This window comes from Streptomyces sp. NBC_01142 (genome assembly GCF_026341125.1).
Taxonomy (GTDB): domain Bacteria; phylum Actinomycetota; class Actinomycetes; order Streptomycetales; family Streptomycetaceae; genus Streptomyces.
In genome coordinates this window covers 1,608,609-1,626,529 of sequence record NZ_JAPEOR010000001.1, presented here as the reverse complement: position 1 = coordinate 1,626,529, position 17,921 = coordinate 1,608,609, and the positions used below count along the sequence as shown (strand labels likewise).

The window sequence follows — 17,921 nt, the reverse complement described above, 5'->3', positions numbered from 1 at the left end:
GGACCGCGTCTACGCGACTGGCATCTCGAACGGCGCCGCAGGCATGGCCTACCCACTTACTGCCGGGCTCCCGGCCCCCTTACGCCGTCGCCCCGGTGAGCGGCGGCCACGGCTGCCCCATCACGAACGACACCGCACGCATCCCAGAAAATCACCCTGAACGCAGAAAAGCCCCGCACCATAAGGTGCGGGGCTTTCCCACAATGATTGTTCGGCGGCGTCCTACTCTCCCACAGGGTCCCCCCTGCAGTACCATCGGCGCTGAAAGGCTTAGCTTCCGGGTTCGGAATGTAACCGGGCGTTTCCCTAACGCAATGACCACCGAAACTCTATGAAATTCTGACCGGAGCAACAGCTACAAATACGGTCGTTACTTCAGAACTGACACAGTGGACGCGAGCAACTGAGGACAAGCCCTCGGCCTATTAGTACCAGTCAGCTTCACCGGTTGCCCGGCTTCCACATCTGGCCTATCAACCCAGTCGTCTACTGGGAGCCTTACCCTCTCTAGGAGGTGGGAGTCCTCATCTCGAAGCAGGCTTCCCGCTTAGATGCTTTCAGCGGTTATCCTTTCCGAACGTAGCCAACCAGCCATGCCCTTGGCAGGACAACTGGCACACCAGAGGTTCGTCCGTCCCGGTCCTCTCGTACTAGGGACAGCCCTTCTCAAGACTCCTGCGCGCGCAGCGGATAGGGACCGAACTGTCTCACGACGTTCTAAACCCAGCTCGCGTACCGCTTTAATGGGCGAACAGCCCAACCCTTGGGACCGACTCCAGCCCCAGGATGCGACGAGCCGACATCGAGGTGCCAAACCATCCCGTCGATATGGACTCTTGGGGAAGATCAGCCTGTTATCCCCGGGGTACCTTTTATCCGTTGAGCGACGGCGCTTCCACAAGCCACCGCCGGATCACTAGTCCCGACTTTCGTCCCTGCTCGACCCGTCGGTCTCACAGTCAAGCTCCCTTGTGCACTTACACTCAACACCTGATTGCCAACCAGGCTGAGGGAACCTTTGGGCGCCTCCGTTACTCTTTAGGAGGCAACCGCCCCAGTTAAACTACCCATCAGACACTGTCCCTGATCCGGATCACGGACCCAGGTTAGACATCCAGCACGACCAGAGTGGTATTTCAACGATGACTCCCCCTGAACTGGCGTCCAGAGTTCACAGTCTCCCACCTATCCTACACAAGCCGAACCGAACACCAATATCAAACTGTAGTAAAGGTCCCGGGGTCTTTCCGTCCTGCTGCGCGAAACGAGCATCTTTACTCGTAGTGCAATTTCACCGGGCCTATGGTTGAGACAGTCGAGAAGTCGTTACGCCATTCGTGCAGGTCGGAACTTACCCGACAAGGAATTTCGCTACCTTAGGATGGTTATAGTTACCACCGCCGTTTACTGGCGCTTAAGTTCTCAGCTTCGCCACACCGAAATGTGACTAACCGGTCCCCTTAACGTTCCAGCACCGGGCAGGCGTCAGTCCGTATACATCGCCTTACGGCTTCGCACGGACCTGTGTTTTTAGTAAACAGTCGCTTCTCGCTGGTCTCTGCGGCCACCCCCAGCTCAAGGAGCAAGTCCTCTCACCAGTGATGGCCCCCTTCTCCCGAAGTTACGGGGGCATTTTGCCGAGTTCCTTAACCATAGTTCACCCGAACGCCTCGGTATTCTCTACCTGACCACCTGAGTCGGTTTAGGGTACGGGCCGCCATGAAACTCGCTAGAGGCTTTTCTCGACAGCATAGGATCATCCACTTCACCACAATCGGCTCGGCATCAGGTCTCAGCCTTAATGTGTGACGGATTTGCCTATCACACGGCCTACACCCTTACCCCGGGACAACCACCGCCCGGGCTGGACTACCTTCCTGCGTCACCCCATCGCTTACCTACTACCACCTTGGACCGGCGGCTCCACCACTCCCCTTTGCCCGAAGGCTCCAGGGCGGCTTCACGGCCTTAGCATTAATGGGCTCGATATTGGGCGTTTCAAAGCGGGTACCGGAATATCAACCGGTTGTCCATCGACTACGCCTGTCGGCCTCGCCTTAGGTCCCGACTTACCCTGGGCAGATCAGCTTGACCCAGGAACCCTTAGTCAATCGGCGCACACGTTTCTCACGTGTGTATCGCTACTCATGCCTGCATTCTCACTCGTGAACCGTCCACAACTCGCTTCCGCGGCTGCTTCACCCGGCACACGACGCTCCCCTACCCATCCGTACTCCCGTTGGGGATATATGTACGAATGACACGACTTCGGCGGTACGCTTGAGCCCCGCTACATTGTCGGCGCGGAATCACTTGACCAGTGAGCTATTACGCACTCTTTCAAGGGTGGCTGCTTCTAAGCCAACCTCCTGGTTGTCTCTGCGACTCCACATCCTTTCCCACTTAGCGTACGCTTAGGGGCCTTAGTCGATGCTCTGGGCTGTTTCCCTCTCGACCATGGAGCTTATCCCCCACAGTCTCACTGCCGCGCTCTCACTTACCGGCATTCGGAGTTTGGCTAAGGTCAGTAACCCGGTAGGGCCCATCGCCTATCCAGTGCTCTACCTCCGGCAAGAAACACACGACGCTGCACCTAAATGCATTTCGGGGAGAACCAGCTATCACGGAGTTTGATTGGCCTTTCACCCCTAACCACAGGTCATCCCCCAGGTTTTCAACCCTGGTGGGTTCGGTCCTCCACGAAGTCTTACCTCCGCTTCAACCTGCCCATGGCTAGATCACTCCGCTTCGGGTCTTGAGCGCGCTACTGAATCGCCCTGTTCGGACTCGCTTTCGCTACGGCTTCCCCACACGGGTTAACCTCGCAACACACCGCAAACTCGCAGGCTCATTCTTCAAAAGGCACGCAGTCACGACTGTATGCGCAAGCACATACAGCGACGCTCCCACGGCTTGTAGGCACACGGTTTCAGGTACTATTTCACTCCGCTCCCGCGGTACTTTTCACCATTCCCTCACGGTACTATCCGCTATCGGTCACCAGGGAATATTTAGGCTTAACGGGTGGTCCCGCCAGATTCACACGGGATTTCTCGGGCCCCGTGCTACTTGGGTGTCGCACAAGCAAGCCGTTGATGTTTCAGCTACGGGGGTCTTACCCTCTACGCCGGACCTTTCGCATGTCCTTCGCCTACATCAACGGTTTCTGACTCGCCCAACAGCCGGCAGACTGTTGAAGTGCGATCCCACAACCCCGTATGCGCAACCCCTGCCGGGTATCACACGCATACGGTTTGGCCTCATCCGGTTTCGCTCGCCACTACTCCCGGAATCACGGTTGTTTTCTCTTCCTGAGGGTACTGAGATGTTTCACTTCCCCTCGTTCCCTCCACACTGCCTATGTGTTCAGCAGTGGGTGACAGCCCATGACGACTGCCGGGTTTCCCCATTCGGAAACCCCCGGATCAAAGCCTGGTTGACGGCTCCCCGGGGACTATCGTGGCCTCCCACGTCCTTCATCGGTTCCTGGTGCCAAGGCATCCACCGTGCGCCCTTAAAAACTTGGCCACAGATGCTCGCGTCCACTGTGCAGTTCTCAAGCAACGACCAGCCACCCACCACCCCACCCTCACGGGCGAGTTCACTGGGGCCGACATCGCGAAGGACGAGCTCACGCTCGTACCCTCAGATACCCAACAGCGCGCCCGGCACGACCCCTCAACCCACACGTTCCACGCCGAAGCAGTACTAGTGAAGCCAAGAAACCGTGCCGAATAGTCAACGTTCCACCCATGAGCAACCAGCACCGGACATTCGCCGATGTACTGGCCTCTGGACCGGAAAACCGGCCTAGAAGTGCTCCTTAGAAAGGAGGTGATCCAGCCGCACCTTCCGGTACGGCTACCTTGTTACGACTTCGTCCCAATCGCCAGTCCCACCTTCGACAGCTCCCTCCCACAAGGGGTTGGGCCACCGGCTTCGGGTGTTACCGACTTTCGTGACGTGACGGGCGGTGTGTACAAGGCCCGGGAACGTATTCACCGCAGCAATGCTGATCTGCGATTACTAGCAACTCCGACTTCATGGGGTCGAGTTGCAGACCCCAATCCGAACTGAGACCGGCTTTTTGAGATTCGCTCCGCCTCGCGGCATCGCAGCTCATTGTACCGGCCATTGTAGCACGTGTGCAGCCCAAGACATAAGGGGCATGATGACTTGACGTCGTCCCCACCTTCCTCCGAGTTGACCCCGGCAGTCTCCTGTGAGTCCCCATCACCCCGAAGGGCATGCTGGCAACACAGAACAAGGGTTGCGCTCGTTGCGGGACTTAACCCAACATCTCACGACACGAGCTGACGACAGCCATGCACCACCTGTATACCGACCACAAGGGGGGCACCATCTCTGATGCTTTCCGGTATATGTCAAGCCTTGGTAAGGTTCTTCGCGTTGCGTCGAATTAAGCCACATGCTCCGCTGCTTGTGCGGGCCCCCGTCAATTCCTTTGAGTTTTAGCCTTGCGGCCGTACTCCCCAGGCGGGGAACTTAATGCGTTAGCTGCGGCACCGACGACGTGGAATGTCGCCAACACCTAGTTCCCAACGTTTACGGCGTGGACTACCAGGGTATCTAATCCTGTTCGCTCCCCACGCTTTCGCTCCTCAGCGTCAGTAATGGCCCAGAGATCCGCCTTCGCCACCGGTGTTCCTCCTGATATCTGCGCATTTCACCGCTACACCAGGAATTCCGATCTCCCCTACCACACTCTAGCTAGCCCGTATCGAATGCAGACCCGGGGTTAAGCCCCGGGCTTTCACATCCGACGTGACAAGCCGCCTACGAGCTCTTTACGCCCAATAATTCCGGACAACGCTTGCGCCCTACGTATTACCGCGGCTGCTGGCACGTAGTTAGCCGGCGCTTCTTCTGCAGGTACCGTCACTTTCGCTTCTTCCCTGCTGAAAGAGGTTTACAACCCGAAGGCCGTCATCCCTCACGCGGCGTCGCTGCATCAGGCTTTCGCCCATTGTGCAATATTCCCCACTGCTGCCTCCCGTAGGAGTCTGGGCCGTGTCTCAGTCCCAGTGTGGCCGGTCGCCCTCTCAGGCCGGCTACCCGTCGTCGCCTTGGTAGGCCATTACCCCACCAACAAGCTGATAGGCCGCGGGCTCATCCTTCACCGCCGGAGCTTTTAACCCTCTCCTATGCAGGAGTGGGTGTTATCCGGTATTAGACCCCGTTTCCAGGGCTTGTCCCAGAGTGAAGGGCAGATTGCCCACGTGTTACTCACCCGTTCGCCACTAATCCACCCCGAAGGGCTTCATCGTTCGACTTGCATGTGTTAAGCACGCCGCCAGCGTTCGTCCTGAGCCAGGATCAAACTCTCCATGAATGCTTTCCCGACTGCGTCCGATTAAAGACTGCGGGGCAACACCACAAGAGCGGAACGATCAGGTCGGAATATGACCGATCGTTCACAGCGTCCTCGCTGTGTTATTGCCTGCCCGCCGCATGGGCGTGCAGGACTTTCAAAGGAACCTCGAACCTGCCGAAGCAGGTCGGGGTATCAACATATCTGGCGTTGACTTTTGGCACGCTGTTGAGTTCTCAAGGAACGGACGCTTCCTTTGTACTCACCCTCTCGGGCTTTCCTCCGGGCGCTTCCCTTCGGTCTTGCGTTTCCGACTCTATCAGACTCTTTCGTGTCCGATTCCCCGTCGGAAGGGGGTTTCGCTTTCCAGTTCTTCGCTTTCGCGTTTCCCTTTCCGGCGACTCCGACTTTATCAGAGATTCTGAGTCGGAATTCCCACCCTGTTTGGGGCTGTCCAGGCACACGAGTGTGCTCTGGGGTCCCGTTCAGGTGGAGCCGTAAACGTACTGGAGCGGGCCGCCCCGATGCAAATCGGGGCGGCCCGCTCCAGGATCAATCAGCGTCGGCGTCAGACCTCGACGACGACGGGGAGGATCATCGGGCGCCGGCGGTAGTTGTCCGACACCCACTTGCCCACCGTGCGGCGAATGAGCTGCTGCACCTGGTGGGGCTCCAGGACACCGTCCTGGGCGGACTTGTTCAGGACCTCGTCGATCTTCGGCATCACGCCGGAGAACGCCGAATCATCGATGCCCGAGCCTCGCGCGTGAATGTTCGGGCCGCCGACGATCTTGCCGGTCGACGAGTCGACCACGAGAAAGACCGAGATGATGCCCTCGTCGCCCAGGATGCGGCGATCCTTGAGCGAGGCCTCGGTGACGTCGCCGACCGAGAGGCCGTCGACATAGACATAGCCCGCCTGGACCTTGCCGACGATCTTGGCCTTGCCGTCGACGAGGTCGACGACGACTCCGTCCTCGGCGATGACGATGTGGTCCTTGGGGACACCCGTCAGCGCACCGAGCTCGGCGTTGGCGCGCAGGTGCCGCCATTCGCCGTGGACCGGCATCAGGTTCTTCGGCCTGCAGATGTTGTAGAAGTACAGCAGCTCGCCCGCCGAGGCGTGGCCCGAGACATGGACCTTGGCATTGCCCTTGTGGACGACGTTCGCGCCCCATCGGGTCAGGCCGTTGATCACGCGGTAGACCGCGTTCTCGTTGCCCGGGATGAGCGACGACGCCAGGATCACGGTGTCGCCCTGGACGATCCGGATCTGGTGGTCTCGGTTGGCCATCCGGGAGAGCGCAGCCATCGGCTCGCCCTGCGAGCCGGTACAGACGAGCACGACCTCGTGGTCGGGGAGGTCGTCCAGCGTCTTGACGTCGACCACCAGGCCGGCCGGGACCTTCAGATAGCCCAGGTCGCGGGCGATGCCCATGTTGCGGACCATTGAGCGGCCGACGAAGGCCACACGGCGGCCGTACTCGTGTGCCGCGTCGAGGATCTGCTGGATGCGGTGGACGTGGCTGGCGAAGCTGGCCACGATGATGCGCTTCTGGGCGTTCGCGAAGACCGTGCGCAGGACATTGGAAATGTCCTTCTCCGGCGGAACGAAGCCCGGAACTTCTGCGTTCGTCGAGTCGGACAGCAGGAGGTCGATGCCCTCCTCGCTGAGCCGCGCGAAGGCGTGCAGGTCGGTGAGGCGGCCGTCCAGCGGGAGCTGGTCCATCTTGAAGTCGCCGGTGTGGACCACCATGCCCGCGGGTGTGCGGATGGCGACCGCAAGGGCGTCGGGGATGGAGTGGTTGACCGCCACGAACTCGCAGTCGAAGGGGCCGATGCGCTCGCGGTGGCCCTCCGTGACTTCGAGGGTGTACGGACGGATGCGGTGCTCCTGGAGCTTCGCCTCGATCAGGGCGAGAGTCAGCTTGGAGCCGATCAGCGGGATGTCCGCCTTCTCGCGGAGCAGGAAGGGAACGCCACCGATGTGGTCCTCGTGGCCGTGCGTGAGCACGATGCCGTCGATGTCGTCGAGACGGTCCCTGATGGACGTGAAGTCCGGCAGGATCAGGTCGATTCCGGGCTGCTCCTCTTCCGGGAAGAGAACGCCGCAGTCGACGATCAGCAGGCGGCCGCCGTACTCGAAGACGGTCATGTTCCGGCCGATTTCGCCGAGACCGCCGAGCGGGGTGACGCGCAGGCCACCCTTCGGCAGCTTGGGCGGGGCGCCGAGTTCAGGATGCGGATGACTCAAAAGACTCTCCTCACCACGCACGCCACGTACCGGAGGCACGTGGCGTACATGACATTCGTGCACTTGCAGTTGTCTGTGTCCGACCGTTGGGGTCGGTTTTCTTCGCGTATTCAGTTGTGAAGTCTGTGTTTAGAGCTGTACCCCACCGGCAGCGAGGTCGATCTTGAGCTGGGCGGTCTCCTCCTGGGACAGCTCGACCAGGGGGAGCCGGAGGGGGCCGGCCGGGAGGCCCTGGAGGGTCAGCGCCGCCTTGGTGGTGATGACGCCCTGCGTACGGAACATGCCGGTGAAGACCGGGAGCAGCTGCTGGTGGATCTCGGTGGCCTTCTGGACGTCACCGCTGAGATGGGCGTCGATCAGGGCGCGGAGTTCCGGGGTGACGACATGGCCTACGACGGAGACGAAGCCGATTGCGCCGACCGAGAGCAGCGGCAGGTTGAGCATGTCGTCGCCGGAGTACCAGGCCAGTCCGCTGCGGGCGATGGCCCAGCTGGCGCGGCCGAGGTCGCCCTTGGCGTCCTTGTTGGCAACGATACGGGGGTGGTCGGCGAGGCGTACGAGCGTCTCGGTGTCGATCGGGACGCCGCTGCGGCCGGGGATGTCGTAGAGCATCACGGGCAGCTCGGTCGAGTCGGCGATCGCCGTGAAGTGACGGAACAGGCCCTCCTGCGGGGGCTTGTTGTAGTACGGCGTCACGGCGAGCAGGCCGTGTGCGCCGGAGCGTTCGGCCGTGCGGGCGAGGTCGATGCTGTGGCGGGTGTCGTTGGTGCCGATTCCGGCGACCACATGGGCCCGGTCTCCGACCGCTTCCAGTACGGCCCGTACGAGCTGGTCTTTCTCCGCGTCGCTGGTGGTCGGCGACTCACCGGTGGTGCCATTGATGATCAGGCCGTCGTTGCCTGCGTCCACCAGGTGGGCAGCCAGCCGCTGGGCGCCGGCGAGGTCGAGTGCGCCGTCCGCCGTGAAGGGCGTGACCATAGCGGTGAGGACCCGCCCGAAGGGGGTCTGCGGAGTGGAGATCGGAGCCATGGGTAACACGCTACTCGCTGCTCAGCACGCAGTGTCCCCTCGGGGGACGTGACGTACAACGTGGCAAGAGGAGCCCGGCACTGCCTGCTCGGGGGTTCAAGCAGTGCCGGGTCCGTTTGATCAGCCTAGATGAACTTCTCGAAACGCCGCAATCCGGACACTTCGTCGAGCAGGCCGTACATCTGTGCCCTACGGAGCGATACGGCCGTTGTCATTGAAGGCGGCGTAGGTGAGCGGCATGAGCTTCGCCCACTGCTCTTCCATCTTCTCGCCGACCATTTCGATCTCGCGCTGCGGGAAGGACGGGGCCTTCGCCAGTTCGTGCTGGGTGCGCAGGCCGAGGAAGTGCATCAGCGAGCGTGCGTTGCAGGTCGCGTACATGGAGGAGTAGAGCCCCACCGGGAGGACGGCGCGGGCCACCTCGCGGGCGACGCCCGCGGCCAGCATCTCCTGGTACGCCTCGTACGCCTGGACGTACGAGTGCTCCATCGCCTCGGTAACAATCTTCTGTTGCTCCGGAGTGCCGTCGGCGAAGACGTACTTGCCGGGGCGGCCCTCCTGGACCAGTTTGCGCTCCCCGCCAGGAACGTAGAAGACCGGCTGCAGCTCCCTGTAGCGGCCGGACTCCTCGTTGTACGACCAGCCCACGCGGTGCCGCATGAACTCGCGGAAGACGAAGATCGGGGCACTGATGAAGAAGGTCATGGAGTTGTGCTCGAAGGGGCTGCCGTGCCGATCCCGCATCAGGTAGTTGATGAGCCCCTTGGAGCGCTCCGGGTCCTTGGAGAGCTCTTCGAGGGACTGCTCGCCTGCCGTGGAGACCCGGGCGGCCCACAGGACATCGGAGTCGCCGGCGGTGTGCTTCACCAGTTCGACGGTGACATCGCTACGGAAGCTGGGTGCAGCGGTCTCGGCGGGGGTGTCGGGCACCACGGGGTCCTTCCGGTTGAACGCTTGGGCGGCGCCCACCTTAACGACGGAACGGACCCGGAAGGCACTCGCCCCCCTTGCCTTGGTCAATTCGGGGAATGAGGGCACCAAATGGCGACTGAGCGCGTCTATACCAGTAGCAGCATCCAGTCACAAGATCCAAGGAGAGTCCCCTGATGTTCCGCCGGCGAGAGGCCGTTCCGTTCGCATTCGTCGCCGAGGCCGACCGCTTCCGCAGTAACGTCACTCCCCCGCCCCGTGAACGTCCCAGCACGTCGCAGCTCGCGAGCCGTACCCTGGTCGGGCTGACCGTCGTGTGTGGACTGGTCGGCTCATTGCTGTTCGGGCTCCCCGCGCTGGAGTCCGGACCGGCGGCGGGGCATACACAGCAGTCCGAGGCCTCCCACAGCCGCTGACTCGTACGGCCCCCTGGGGTGGTCGGGCAGTGACCGCCTCGGTAGCCTCACCGGGCACAGCCCAATCGAATGTGCTGGTGAGTGAGGATCAGTCGTGCCCCTGCCCTTCCTGATGGCCGACCGTGCATTTGGCACAAACGCCGAGAACGCCGACGATGTCGCGCTGCCCTTCGACGATCACGACCACTGGCGCCGTCCGTACCGGCCGGGCCCGTGGCGGGTCGCCGCGGCGGCCCTGCAGTTGCTGCTCGCCTCGTTCGTGCTCCTCGCGGCGATGATCATCGCGTTCGCCGGTGCTCTGCCGGGCGCGGGAGTGTGCCTGGGTGTGGGGCTGCTGCTGATCGGCGCCGCGCTGCGGCTGCTGCGTATGGGCGTCTGGGTCAGCCGGCACGGAGTGCGGCGCGTGGCCTTCCTGTCGACGGCCACGGTGCCGTGGAACAACGCGTCCGGGGTGCGCACCGTGCAGCAGCCGGTGCGCTGGCTCGGACTGCCGCGCACGGTGCAGGGGCAGGCGCTCGTCCTCGTACGACAGGGGGACGAGCCGCTGCCCCTGCTCACCGATCACAACGCGGACTTCCTGTCGCGGGCCGAGGCCTTCAACCGGGCAGCCGACACCGTAGAGGCCTGGGGCTCCGAGTACCGGCTGGTCTAGGGCGTCTGGGGGAAGTCCCGCCTGCCCCGCGCCGCATGGCACCTACACTCGCGATCTTGCCGGAGTCACCCACGTACGTCCCGTACGAGGGCGGTCCTGCGCCGTGCGACTGCACGCACCGGACGCCGCAGGGCCCGCCCTGCGGGCGGACGGCGCTCCTTCCCCGACACTCCTCAGGCGGGGACGGGCCTGCCGTCGTGCAGCGCGATCGCGCGCTGCATGGCCTTGCGGGCGCGCGGGGTGTCGCGGGCGTCGTGGTAGGCGACCGCGAGGCGGAACCAGCAGCGCCAGTCGTCCGGTGAATCCTCGGTCTCGGCGCGGCGCTCGGCGAAGACCTTGTCGGCCGAGTCACGGTCGATGCGTCCGCCGGGCGTGCGCCTCGACTCGTCGACCGGCAGGCCGCCTTCGGCCTCCAGCTCGCGCGCCAGCCGCTGGGCATTGCGTGCGAAGCGCGTGTTGTGCCAGAGGAACCAGGCGCCGACGCACGGCAGCAGGAAGGCCACCGCGCCCATCCCCATGGCGGCCGGCTCACCGGTCAGCATGAGCAGCACACCCTCCATCGCCACCACACCGAAGACGAGGACCAGCACGGTGGCGAGGAAGAAGTACGTGATCTTTCCGCCCATGGCCGTCAGCCCAGGTCCAGGAAGTGTTCCAGGCCGAAGGTAAGGCCTGGAGCGGACACCACACGCCGCACGCCCAGCAGGATGCCCGGCATGAAGCTGCTGTGGTGCAGCGAGTCATGACGGATGGTGAGGGTCTCGCCCTCACCTCCGAGCAGGACTTCCTGGTGGGCGAGGAGGCCGCGCAGCCGGATGGCGTGAACGGGAACCCCGTCGACGTCGGCGCCGCGGGCACCGTCCATCGCGGTGACGGTCGCGTCGGGCTGCGGGGCGCAGCCCGCCTCGGCGCGGGCCGCCGCGATCAGCTGGGCGGTGCGGGTGGCGGTGCCGCTGGGGGCGTCGGCCTTGTTCGGGTGGTGCAGCTCGACGACCTCGACGGACTCGAAGTAACGCGCGGCCTGCTGCGCGAACTTCATGGTGAGGACCGCGCCGATGGAGAAGTTCGGCGCGATGAGCACACCGGTCTGCGGGGATGCGGCGAGCGAGGTGTGCAGCTGCGCGAGCCGTTCGTCGGTCCAGCCGGTGGTGCCGACGACCGCGTGAATACCGTGGCGTACGCAGAAGTCGAGATTGTCCATCACCGAGGCGGGGGTGGTCAGTTCGACCACGACCTGTGCGCCGGACTCCACCAGGGCTTCCAGCCTGTCGCCCCGGCCCAGTGCCGCGACCATTTCCAGGTCGTCGGCGGCCTCGACGGCTCGTACCGCTTCCGAGCCGATACGGCCGTTGGCGCCGAGAACGGCCACACGCAGCTTGCTCATTGCTCTTTTCCTTACGGTTAGGAGACCGCTTCGTGCAGGCGGTCCGCCTGCTTGTCCTTGAGCGGACCGATCACCGACAGCGACGGGCGCTGTCCGAGGACCTCGGCGGCCACCGCGCGTACCTCGTCGGGGGTGACGGCGGCGATCCGCGTCAGCAAGTCGTCGACCGACATGTGCTCGCCCCAGCACAGCTCGCTCTTGCCGATACCGTGCATCAGCGATCCCGTGTCCTCGAGACCCAGCACCCCGGTGCCGGAGAGCTGGCCGACGGCGCGCCCGATCTCCTCGTCCGACAGACCGTCGGAGGCGACTCGGTCGAGCTCGCCGCGGCAGATCTTCAGGACGTCGTGGACCTGGCTGGGACGGCATCCGGCGTAGACGCCGAAGAGGCCGCAGTCGGCGAAGCCCGAGGTGTACGAGTACACGCTGTAGGCGAGTCCACGCTTCTCCCGTACCTCTTGGAAGAGGCGCGAGGACATGCCGCCGCCGAGGGCCGTGTTCAGTACGTTCAGCGCCCAGCGGCGCTCGTCCGTGCGGGCCAGGCCCGGCATGCCGAGAACCACATGGGCCTGCTCGGTCTTGCGGTTCAGCAGCTCGACGCGGCCCGCCGTGCGCAGGGAGCGGCGACCGTCGCGGGGAGGGGTGGGGACCGCGTCCGTACGGGACAGCGCGCCTGCCTTCTCGAAGGCACTGCGGACCTGGCGTACGACCGCGGCGTGGTCGACATTGCCCGCGGCGGTGACCACCAGGTGCGTGGGGTCGTAGTGCTTCTTGTAGAAGCGGCGGACGCGGTCCGCGGTGAGCGCGTTGACGGTGTCGACGGTGCCGAGGACCGGGCGGCCGAGCGGGGTGTCGCCGAACATGGTGTGCGCGAAGAGATCGTGCACGCAGTCGCCCGGGTCGTCCTCGGTCATCGCGATCTCCTCAAGGATGACGCCGCGCTCGGCGTCGACGTCCTCCTGAAGGATCAGCGAGCCGGTGAGCATGTCGCAGACCACGTCGATGGCGAGCGGCAGGTCGGTGTCGAGCACCCGTGCGTAGTAGCAGGTGTACTCCTTCGTCGTGAAGGCGTTCATCTCGCCGCCGACCGCGTCGATCGCCGAGGAGATGTCGAGGGCGGAGCGCTTGTGTGTGCCCTTGAAGAGGAGGTGCTCGAGGTAGTGCGTGGCGCCGCCGAGGGACGGCGTCTCGTCGCGGGAGCCGACGTTCGCCCAGATCCCGAAGGTGGCGGAGCGTACGGAGGGCAGGGTCTCGGTGACGACACGCAGGCCGCCTGGGAGCGTGGTACGGCGGACCGTGCCGATGCCGTTCTTGCCCTTGAGAAGCGTTTGGGTACGGGCGACGGCCCGCGCCTCCGAAGAGGTGCGGGCCGTCGTCCTGGAACTACGCGACGTCACTTGTCGGTGTCGTCCTTCTTGTCTTCGGCCTCTTCACCCTCGATGACGGGCATGAGGGAGAGCTTGCCGCGGGAGTCGATCTCGGCGATCTCGACCTGGACCTTGGAGCCGATCGCGAGCACGTCCTCGACGTTCTCCACGCGCTTGCCACCGGCGAGCTTGCGGATCTGCGAGATGTGCAGCAGGCCGTCCTTGCCCGGGAGCAGGGACACGAACGCACCGAAGGTGGTGGTCTTGACGACCGTACCCAGGTAGCGCTCGCCGACCTCCGGCATGGTCGGGTTGGCGATGCTGTTGATCGTGGCGCGGGCGGCCTCGGCCTGCGAGCCCTGGGCGGCACCGATGTAGATGGTGCCGTCGTCCTCGATCGTGATGTCGGCGCCGGTGTCCTCCTGGATCTGGTTGATCATCTTGCCCTTGGGGCCGATGACCTCACCGATCTTGTCCACCGGGATCTTGACGGTGATGATCCGGGGGGCGTTCGGGGACATCTCGTCCGGGACGTCGATGGCCTCGTTCATCACATCGAGGATGTGGAGGCGGGCGTCGCGGGCCTGCTTCAGCGCGGCGGCCAGGACCGAGGCGGGGATGCCGTCGAGCTTGGTGTCGAGCTGGAGCGCGGTGACGAAGGTCTTGGTACCGGCGACCTTGAAGTCCATGTCACCGAAGGCGTCCTCCGCACCGAGGATGTCGGTGAGGGCGACGTAGTGGGTCTTGCCGTCGATCTCCTCGGAGATCAGACCCATGGCGATACCGGCGACGGGGGCCTTGAGCGGCACACCGGCGTTCAGCAGCGACATGGTGGAGGCGCAGACCGAGCCCATGGACGTCGAGCCGTTGGAGCCCAGCGCCTCGGAGACCTGGCGGATGGCGTACGGGAACTCCTCGCGCGTCGGCAGCACCGGCACGATGGCGCGCTCGGCGAGCGCTCCGTGGCCGATCTCGCGGCGCTTCGGCGAACCGACGCGGCCGGTCTCACCGACGGAGTACGGCGGGAAGTTGTAGTTGTGCATGTAGCGCTTGCGGGTCACCGGGGAGAGGGTGTCCAGCTGCTGCTCCATACGGAGCATGTTCAGGGTGGTGACGCCCAGGATCTGGGTCTCGCCACGCTCGAACAGCGCCGAGCCGTGCACGCGCGGGATGGCCTCGACCTCGGCGGCGAGCGTACGGATGTCCGTGACGCCACGGCCGTCGATGCGGACCTTGTCCTTGATGACACGCTCGCGGACCAGCTTCTTGGTCAGCGCGCGGTACGCGGCGGAGATCTCCTTCTCGCGGCCCTCGAACTGCGGGAGCAGCTTCTCGGCGGCGATCTCCTTGACGCGGTCCAGCTCGGCCTCGCGGTCCTGCTTGCCGGCGATGGTGAGCGCCTGGGAGAGCTCGTCCTTGACGGCGGCGGTGAGCGCCTCCAGGACGTCGTCCTGGTACTCGAGGAAGACCGGGAACTCGCCGACCGGCTTGGCGGCCTTGGCGGCGAGGTCCGACTGGGCCTTGCAGAGCGCCTTGATGAAGGGCTTCGCGGCCTCGAGACCGGCGGCGACGATCTCCTCGGTGGGAGCCTCGGCGCCGTCCTTGACGAGCTGGATGGTCTTCTCGGTGGCCTCGGCCTCGACCATCATGATCGCGACGTCGCCGTCCTCGAGGACGCGACCGGCGACGACCATGTCGAAGACGGCGTCCTCGAGCTCGGTGTGCGTCGGGAAGGCGACCCACTGCCCCTTGATCAGCGCGACACGGGTGCCGCCGATCGGGCCGGAGAAGGGCAGGCCGGCCAGCTGCGTGGAGCAGGAGGCGGCGTTGATCGCGACCACGTCGTACAGGTGGTCGGGGTTGAGCGCCATGATCGTCTCGACGATCTGGATCTCGTTGCGCAGGCCCTTGCGGAAGGAGGGGCGCAGCGGGCGGTCGATCAGGCGGCAGGTGAGGATCGCGTCCTCGGAGGGCCGGCCCTCACGACGGAAGAAGGAGCCGGGGATCTTTCCGGCTGCGTACATCCGCTCCTCGACGTCCACCGTCAGGGGGAAGAAGTCGAGCTGGTCCTTGGGCTTCTTGGAAGCGGTGGTGGCCGACAGCACCATGGTGTCGTCGTCCAGGTACGCCACGGCGGAACCTGCGGCCTGCTTGGCCAGGCGGCCCGTCTCGAAGCGGATGGTGCGGGTGCCGAAGGAACCGTTGTCGATAACGGCCTCGGCGTAGTGGGTCTCGTTCTCCACTAGCGTTTTCTCCTCGTCTTCGTCCCCTCGCCCGTGTGGCGGAGGACGTGGCGGAGAAGCTCTCGTTCTGCGGGCCGGTCTTCGATCGAAGCTCCCGGGGTGTGGTTCTCCGGGGGCCACTACCGAGGACCGGCGGCGGGGAGACGGCTTCTCGCTCGTTCAGTTCTGCTGTGCGCGATCCAGCCTAATTGGCGTCCGGCAGGTTGCGCACGTACAGCAAAGGGAGCGGCCCCCTATGAGTGGGAACCGCTCCCTCCACAACGTCTTACTTGGCGCCGCCGGCCGCACCGCGGCGGATGCCCAGGCGGTCGACGAGCGCACGGAAGCGCTGGATGTCCTTCTTGGCCAGGTACTGCAGCAGGCGGCGACGCTGGCCGACCAGGATCAGCAGACCACGGCGGGAGTGGTGGTCGTGCTTGTGGGTCTTGAGGTGCTCGGTCAGGTCCGAGATGCGGCGGGAGAGCATCGCAACCTGAACCTCGGGGGAGCCGGTGTCGCCCTCCTTGGTGCCGAACTCGGTCATGATCTGCTTCTTCGTAGCGGCGTCGAGAGACACTCGGTACTCCTCTTTGATGTTCGATGCGCCCACGAGTGCCCCTGGTCTTGATCTCAGGGGAGCTTCCGTGACTCGGAGGCGAAGGTCCGATGAGCGCAGACCGCAGAGTTCCTTCAGGAAACTCCGGAGGTCGCGTACACAAACGGCCGTCACACAGCGTACCAGCCCGTCGGAGCGCTCTTTACTTGCTTGTCAATGAGCGGGCGGCATTGAAGACGTCGAGCACGGCGAGGCAGAGCGGCACCAGGGACAGCAGCACGGCGCCCTCGGCGAGGTCGAGGAGGCGGCCCCAGAAGGGGGAGAGACCCTTCTTCGGGATGACCAGGCCGATCGCGGTGATCAGGGCGGCGCCGGCGGCGACGGCCGCGGTCAGCCAGATCGTACGGATGTCCAGGCCGCCCCGGTCGTTGTACATCAGCAGGTCCTTGACCAGGTCGACCGGCGGGTTCAGGGAGAGACCGAGGATCAGCAGCGCGATTGCGGCGATACCCGCCACCAGGGTGCAGGCGACCTGCGAGGTGTAGCGGAAGAGACGGGCGCGCAGCAGCATCGCGAGGCCGGCGGCCAGAGCGAGGAGCTGGCCCCACACACTGCTGGAGAAGCCGAGTACGGCGGCGCACGCGACGACGACCGCGGCGCAGCCGCCGACCAGACCGAGCAGCATCTCGTGGCCGCGGCGGGCCTGGGCGGCGATCCGCTCGCCGTCGACGGGCTGGGCCTCGGGCGTCTCGTTGGGGTCGGCGAAGGAGTCGTCGTAGCCCTCGGTCGCGCTGCGCGGGGAGGCGTAGCCGATGGGCAGCCGGGCGAAGCGGGCGGAGAGGCCGGGCAGGAAGGCGACGAGGCCGATGGCGACCGGGGCGACGACGGCGGCGGTCTCGGTGGCCGAGAACTCGGTCAGGATCGCGACGAAGGTCGCCAGGGTGCCGGTGGCGGCCAGGAAGGTGGCCGCGACGAAGGGGGCGTCGCCGCTGGGGGTGAGCGCGACCAGGGCCACAGAGGCGACCAGGACCGCCACGCAGCCGAGCAGGAACTGCAGCCGGCCGGGGCCCTCGCCGGCACCCGCGCCGACGATCCCGGAGCCCGCGATCAGCAGCAGTGGCAGGGCGCCGAGGCCGAGGGCGACGGCGGTGGCCCGGTCGGAGTAGACCCGGGCCCGTACGCCGGCGAAGGCGGTGAGCAGCAGTCCGCCCGCGCCCGCGATGATGCCCGGCAGGCTGTGCATGTCGTGGCGGACCGGGTCGGCGAACCAGAGCACGAAGCCCATCAGGACGAGCAGCAGGACGCCGCCGACGAGGCCGGCGCCGCGCAGCAGGTCGTCGCTCCACAGGTGGCGGTCGCGCACCACGGCCGAGGCGACGGCGTCGGAGACGTCGTCGAAGACGGCGGGCGGCAATGACTCGGCGAACGGACGCAGGCTCAGCACCTCGCCGTCCAGCACCTGTTGGGCGGAGAGCGTGCGGGCGCCGTCGAGTACGGTGCCGTCGCGGCGTACGAGGTGGTAGCCGGTCGGGGTGCCCGCAGACTGGGTCTGGCCGGTGAGGCGCAGGATCTCCGGGTAGACGTCGGCGACGGCGATGTCCTCCGGGAGGGCGACATCGATACGGCTGTCCGGCGCCACGACGGTGACGCGGCAGAAGCCGGTCGCTGCGGTCGTACTCACTGTCTGGACCCCCTGATTCGCGCTGATTCGCGGTTGCGCACGGTGCGCGCGCCACCCTACCGGGACGCGGGTGATGGGTCTGCAAGTAGGATCACCGT

11 protein-coding genes and 3 rRNA genes are annotated in these 17,921 nt (G+C 64.9%); 2 read left to right on the top strand and 12 right to left on the bottom strand.

Annotated features, from left to right (window positions below):
• Positions 1-209 precede the first annotated feature (209 nt).
• The 6 genes from rrf to thyX all read right to left on the bottom strand — a co-directional run bounded on the left by rrf (position 210) and on the right by thyX (position 9,545).
• Positions 210-326, bottom strand: a 5S ribosomal RNA gene (rrf, locus tag OG883_RS07595).
• A 79-nt stretch (positions 327-405) separates the two neighbouring features.
• Positions 406-3,528 (bottom strand): 23S ribosomal RNA (locus OG883_RS07590).
• Between the two features lie 299 nt (positions 3,529-3,827).
• A 16S ribosomal RNA gene (locus OG883_RS07585) occupies positions 3,828-5,353 on the bottom strand.
• The 16S, 23S and 5S rRNA genes sit together here, the layout of an rRNA operon.
• A gap of 547 nt (positions 5,354-5,900) precedes the next feature.
• Complete coding sequence (locus OG883_RS07580) at positions 5,901-7,586, bottom strand: ribonuclease J (RefSeq protein WP_266536697.1); 1,686 nt, start codon at positions 7,584-7,586, stop codon at positions 5,901-5,903.
• Positions 7,587-7,715: 129 nt separating this feature from the next.
• Positions 7,716-8,615, bottom strand: a complete 900-nt coding sequence (gene dapA / locus OG883_RS07575) for a 4-hydroxy-tetrahydrodipicolinate synthase (protein ID WP_266536694.1) — start codon at positions 8,613-8,615, stop codon at positions 7,716-7,718.
• A 189-nt stretch (positions 8,616-8,804) separates the two neighbouring features.
• Positions 8,805-9,545: an FAD-dependent thymidylate synthase gene (gene thyX / locus OG883_RS07570; RefSeq protein WP_266536691.1), complete on the bottom strand. Its 741-nt coding sequence runs from the start codon at positions 9,543-9,545 to the stop codon at positions 8,805-8,807.
• Between the two features lie 176 nt (positions 9,546-9,721).
• Here thyX and OG883_RS07565 point away from each other — a divergent pair, with 176 nt between their 5' ends.
• Together OG883_RS07565 and OG883_RS07560 are read left to right on the top strand one after the other, a co-directional pair.
• Positions 9,722-9,961: a hypothetical protein gene (locus OG883_RS07565; RefSeq protein ID WP_266536688.1), complete on the top strand. Its 240-nt coding sequence runs from the start codon at positions 9,722-9,724 to the stop codon at positions 9,959-9,961.
• Between the two features lie 94 nt (positions 9,962-10,055).
• Positions 10,056-10,613 carry a hypothetical protein gene (locus tag OG883_RS07560; RefSeq protein WP_266536686.1) on the top strand — a complete coding sequence of 186 codons (558 nt, stop codon included), beginning with the start codon at positions 10,056-10,058 and terminating at the stop codon, positions 10,611-10,613.
• 173 nt (positions 10,614-10,786) lie between these two features.
• Here the strand turns inward: OG883_RS07560 and OG883_RS07555 are convergent, their stop codons facing one another.
• The 6 genes from OG883_RS07555 to eccD form a co-directional block, all read right to left on the bottom strand.
• A complete protein-coding gene (locus OG883_RS07555; protein WP_266536683.1) occupies positions 10,787-11,239 on the bottom strand; it encodes a hypothetical protein in 453 nt (150 codons plus the stop codon).
• 5 nt (positions 11,240-11,244) lie between these two features.
• On the bottom strand, positions 11,245-11,997 hold the full coding sequence (gene dapB / locus OG883_RS07550) for a 4-hydroxy-tetrahydrodipicolinate reductase (RefSeq protein ID WP_266536681.1): 753 nt from the start codon (positions 11,995-11,997) through the stop codon (positions 11,245-11,247).
• A 17-nt stretch (positions 11,998-12,014) separates the two neighbouring features.
• Complete coding sequence (locus tag OG883_RS07545) at positions 12,015-13,394, bottom strand: pitrilysin family protein (protein ID WP_266536678.1); 1,380 nt, start codon at positions 13,392-13,394, stop codon at positions 12,015-12,017.
• A complete protein-coding gene (locus OG883_RS07540; RefSeq protein ID WP_266536677.1) occupies positions 13,391-15,607 on the bottom strand; it encodes a polyribonucleotide nucleotidyltransferase in 2,217 nt (738 codons plus the stop codon). Before OG883_RS07540 ends, OG883_RS07545 begins: the two co-directional genes overlap by 4 nt.
• Positions 15,608-15,872: 265 nt before the next feature.
• The gene (gene rpsO, locus OG883_RS07535; RefSeq protein WP_093600212.1) at positions 15,873-16,163 is read right to left on the bottom strand and encodes a 30S ribosomal protein S15; all 291 of its coding nucleotides are present in this window, start codon (positions 16,161-16,163) and stop codon (positions 15,873-15,875) included.
• Between the two features lie 181 nt (positions 16,164-16,344).
• Positions 16,345-17,823, bottom strand: coding sequence for a type VII secretion integral membrane protein EccD (gene eccD / locus OG883_RS07530; protein WP_266536671.1), 1,479 nt, complete (start codon positions 17,821-17,823; stop codon positions 16,345-16,347).
• Positions 17,824-17,921: the final 98 nt, after the last annotated feature.

Bases quoted from the DNA above. Each gene is read 5' to 3' on its own strand.
- OG883_RS07555 (WP_266536683.1), bottom strand. From the start codon at position 11,239: ATGGGCGGAAAGATCACGTACTTCTTCCTCGCCACCGTGCTGGTCCTC.
- OG883_RS07565 (WP_266536688.1), top strand. From the start codon at position 9,722: ATGTTCCGCCGGCGAGAGGCCGTTCCGTTCGCATTCGTCGCCGAGGCC.
- dapB (WP_266536681.1), bottom strand. From the start codon at position 11,997: ATGAGCAAGCTGCGTGTGGCCGTTCTCGGCGCCAACGGCCGTATCGGC.
- dapA (WP_266536694.1), bottom strand. From the start codon at position 8,615: ATGGCTCCGATCTCCACTCCGCAGACCCCCTTCGGGCGGGTCCTCACC.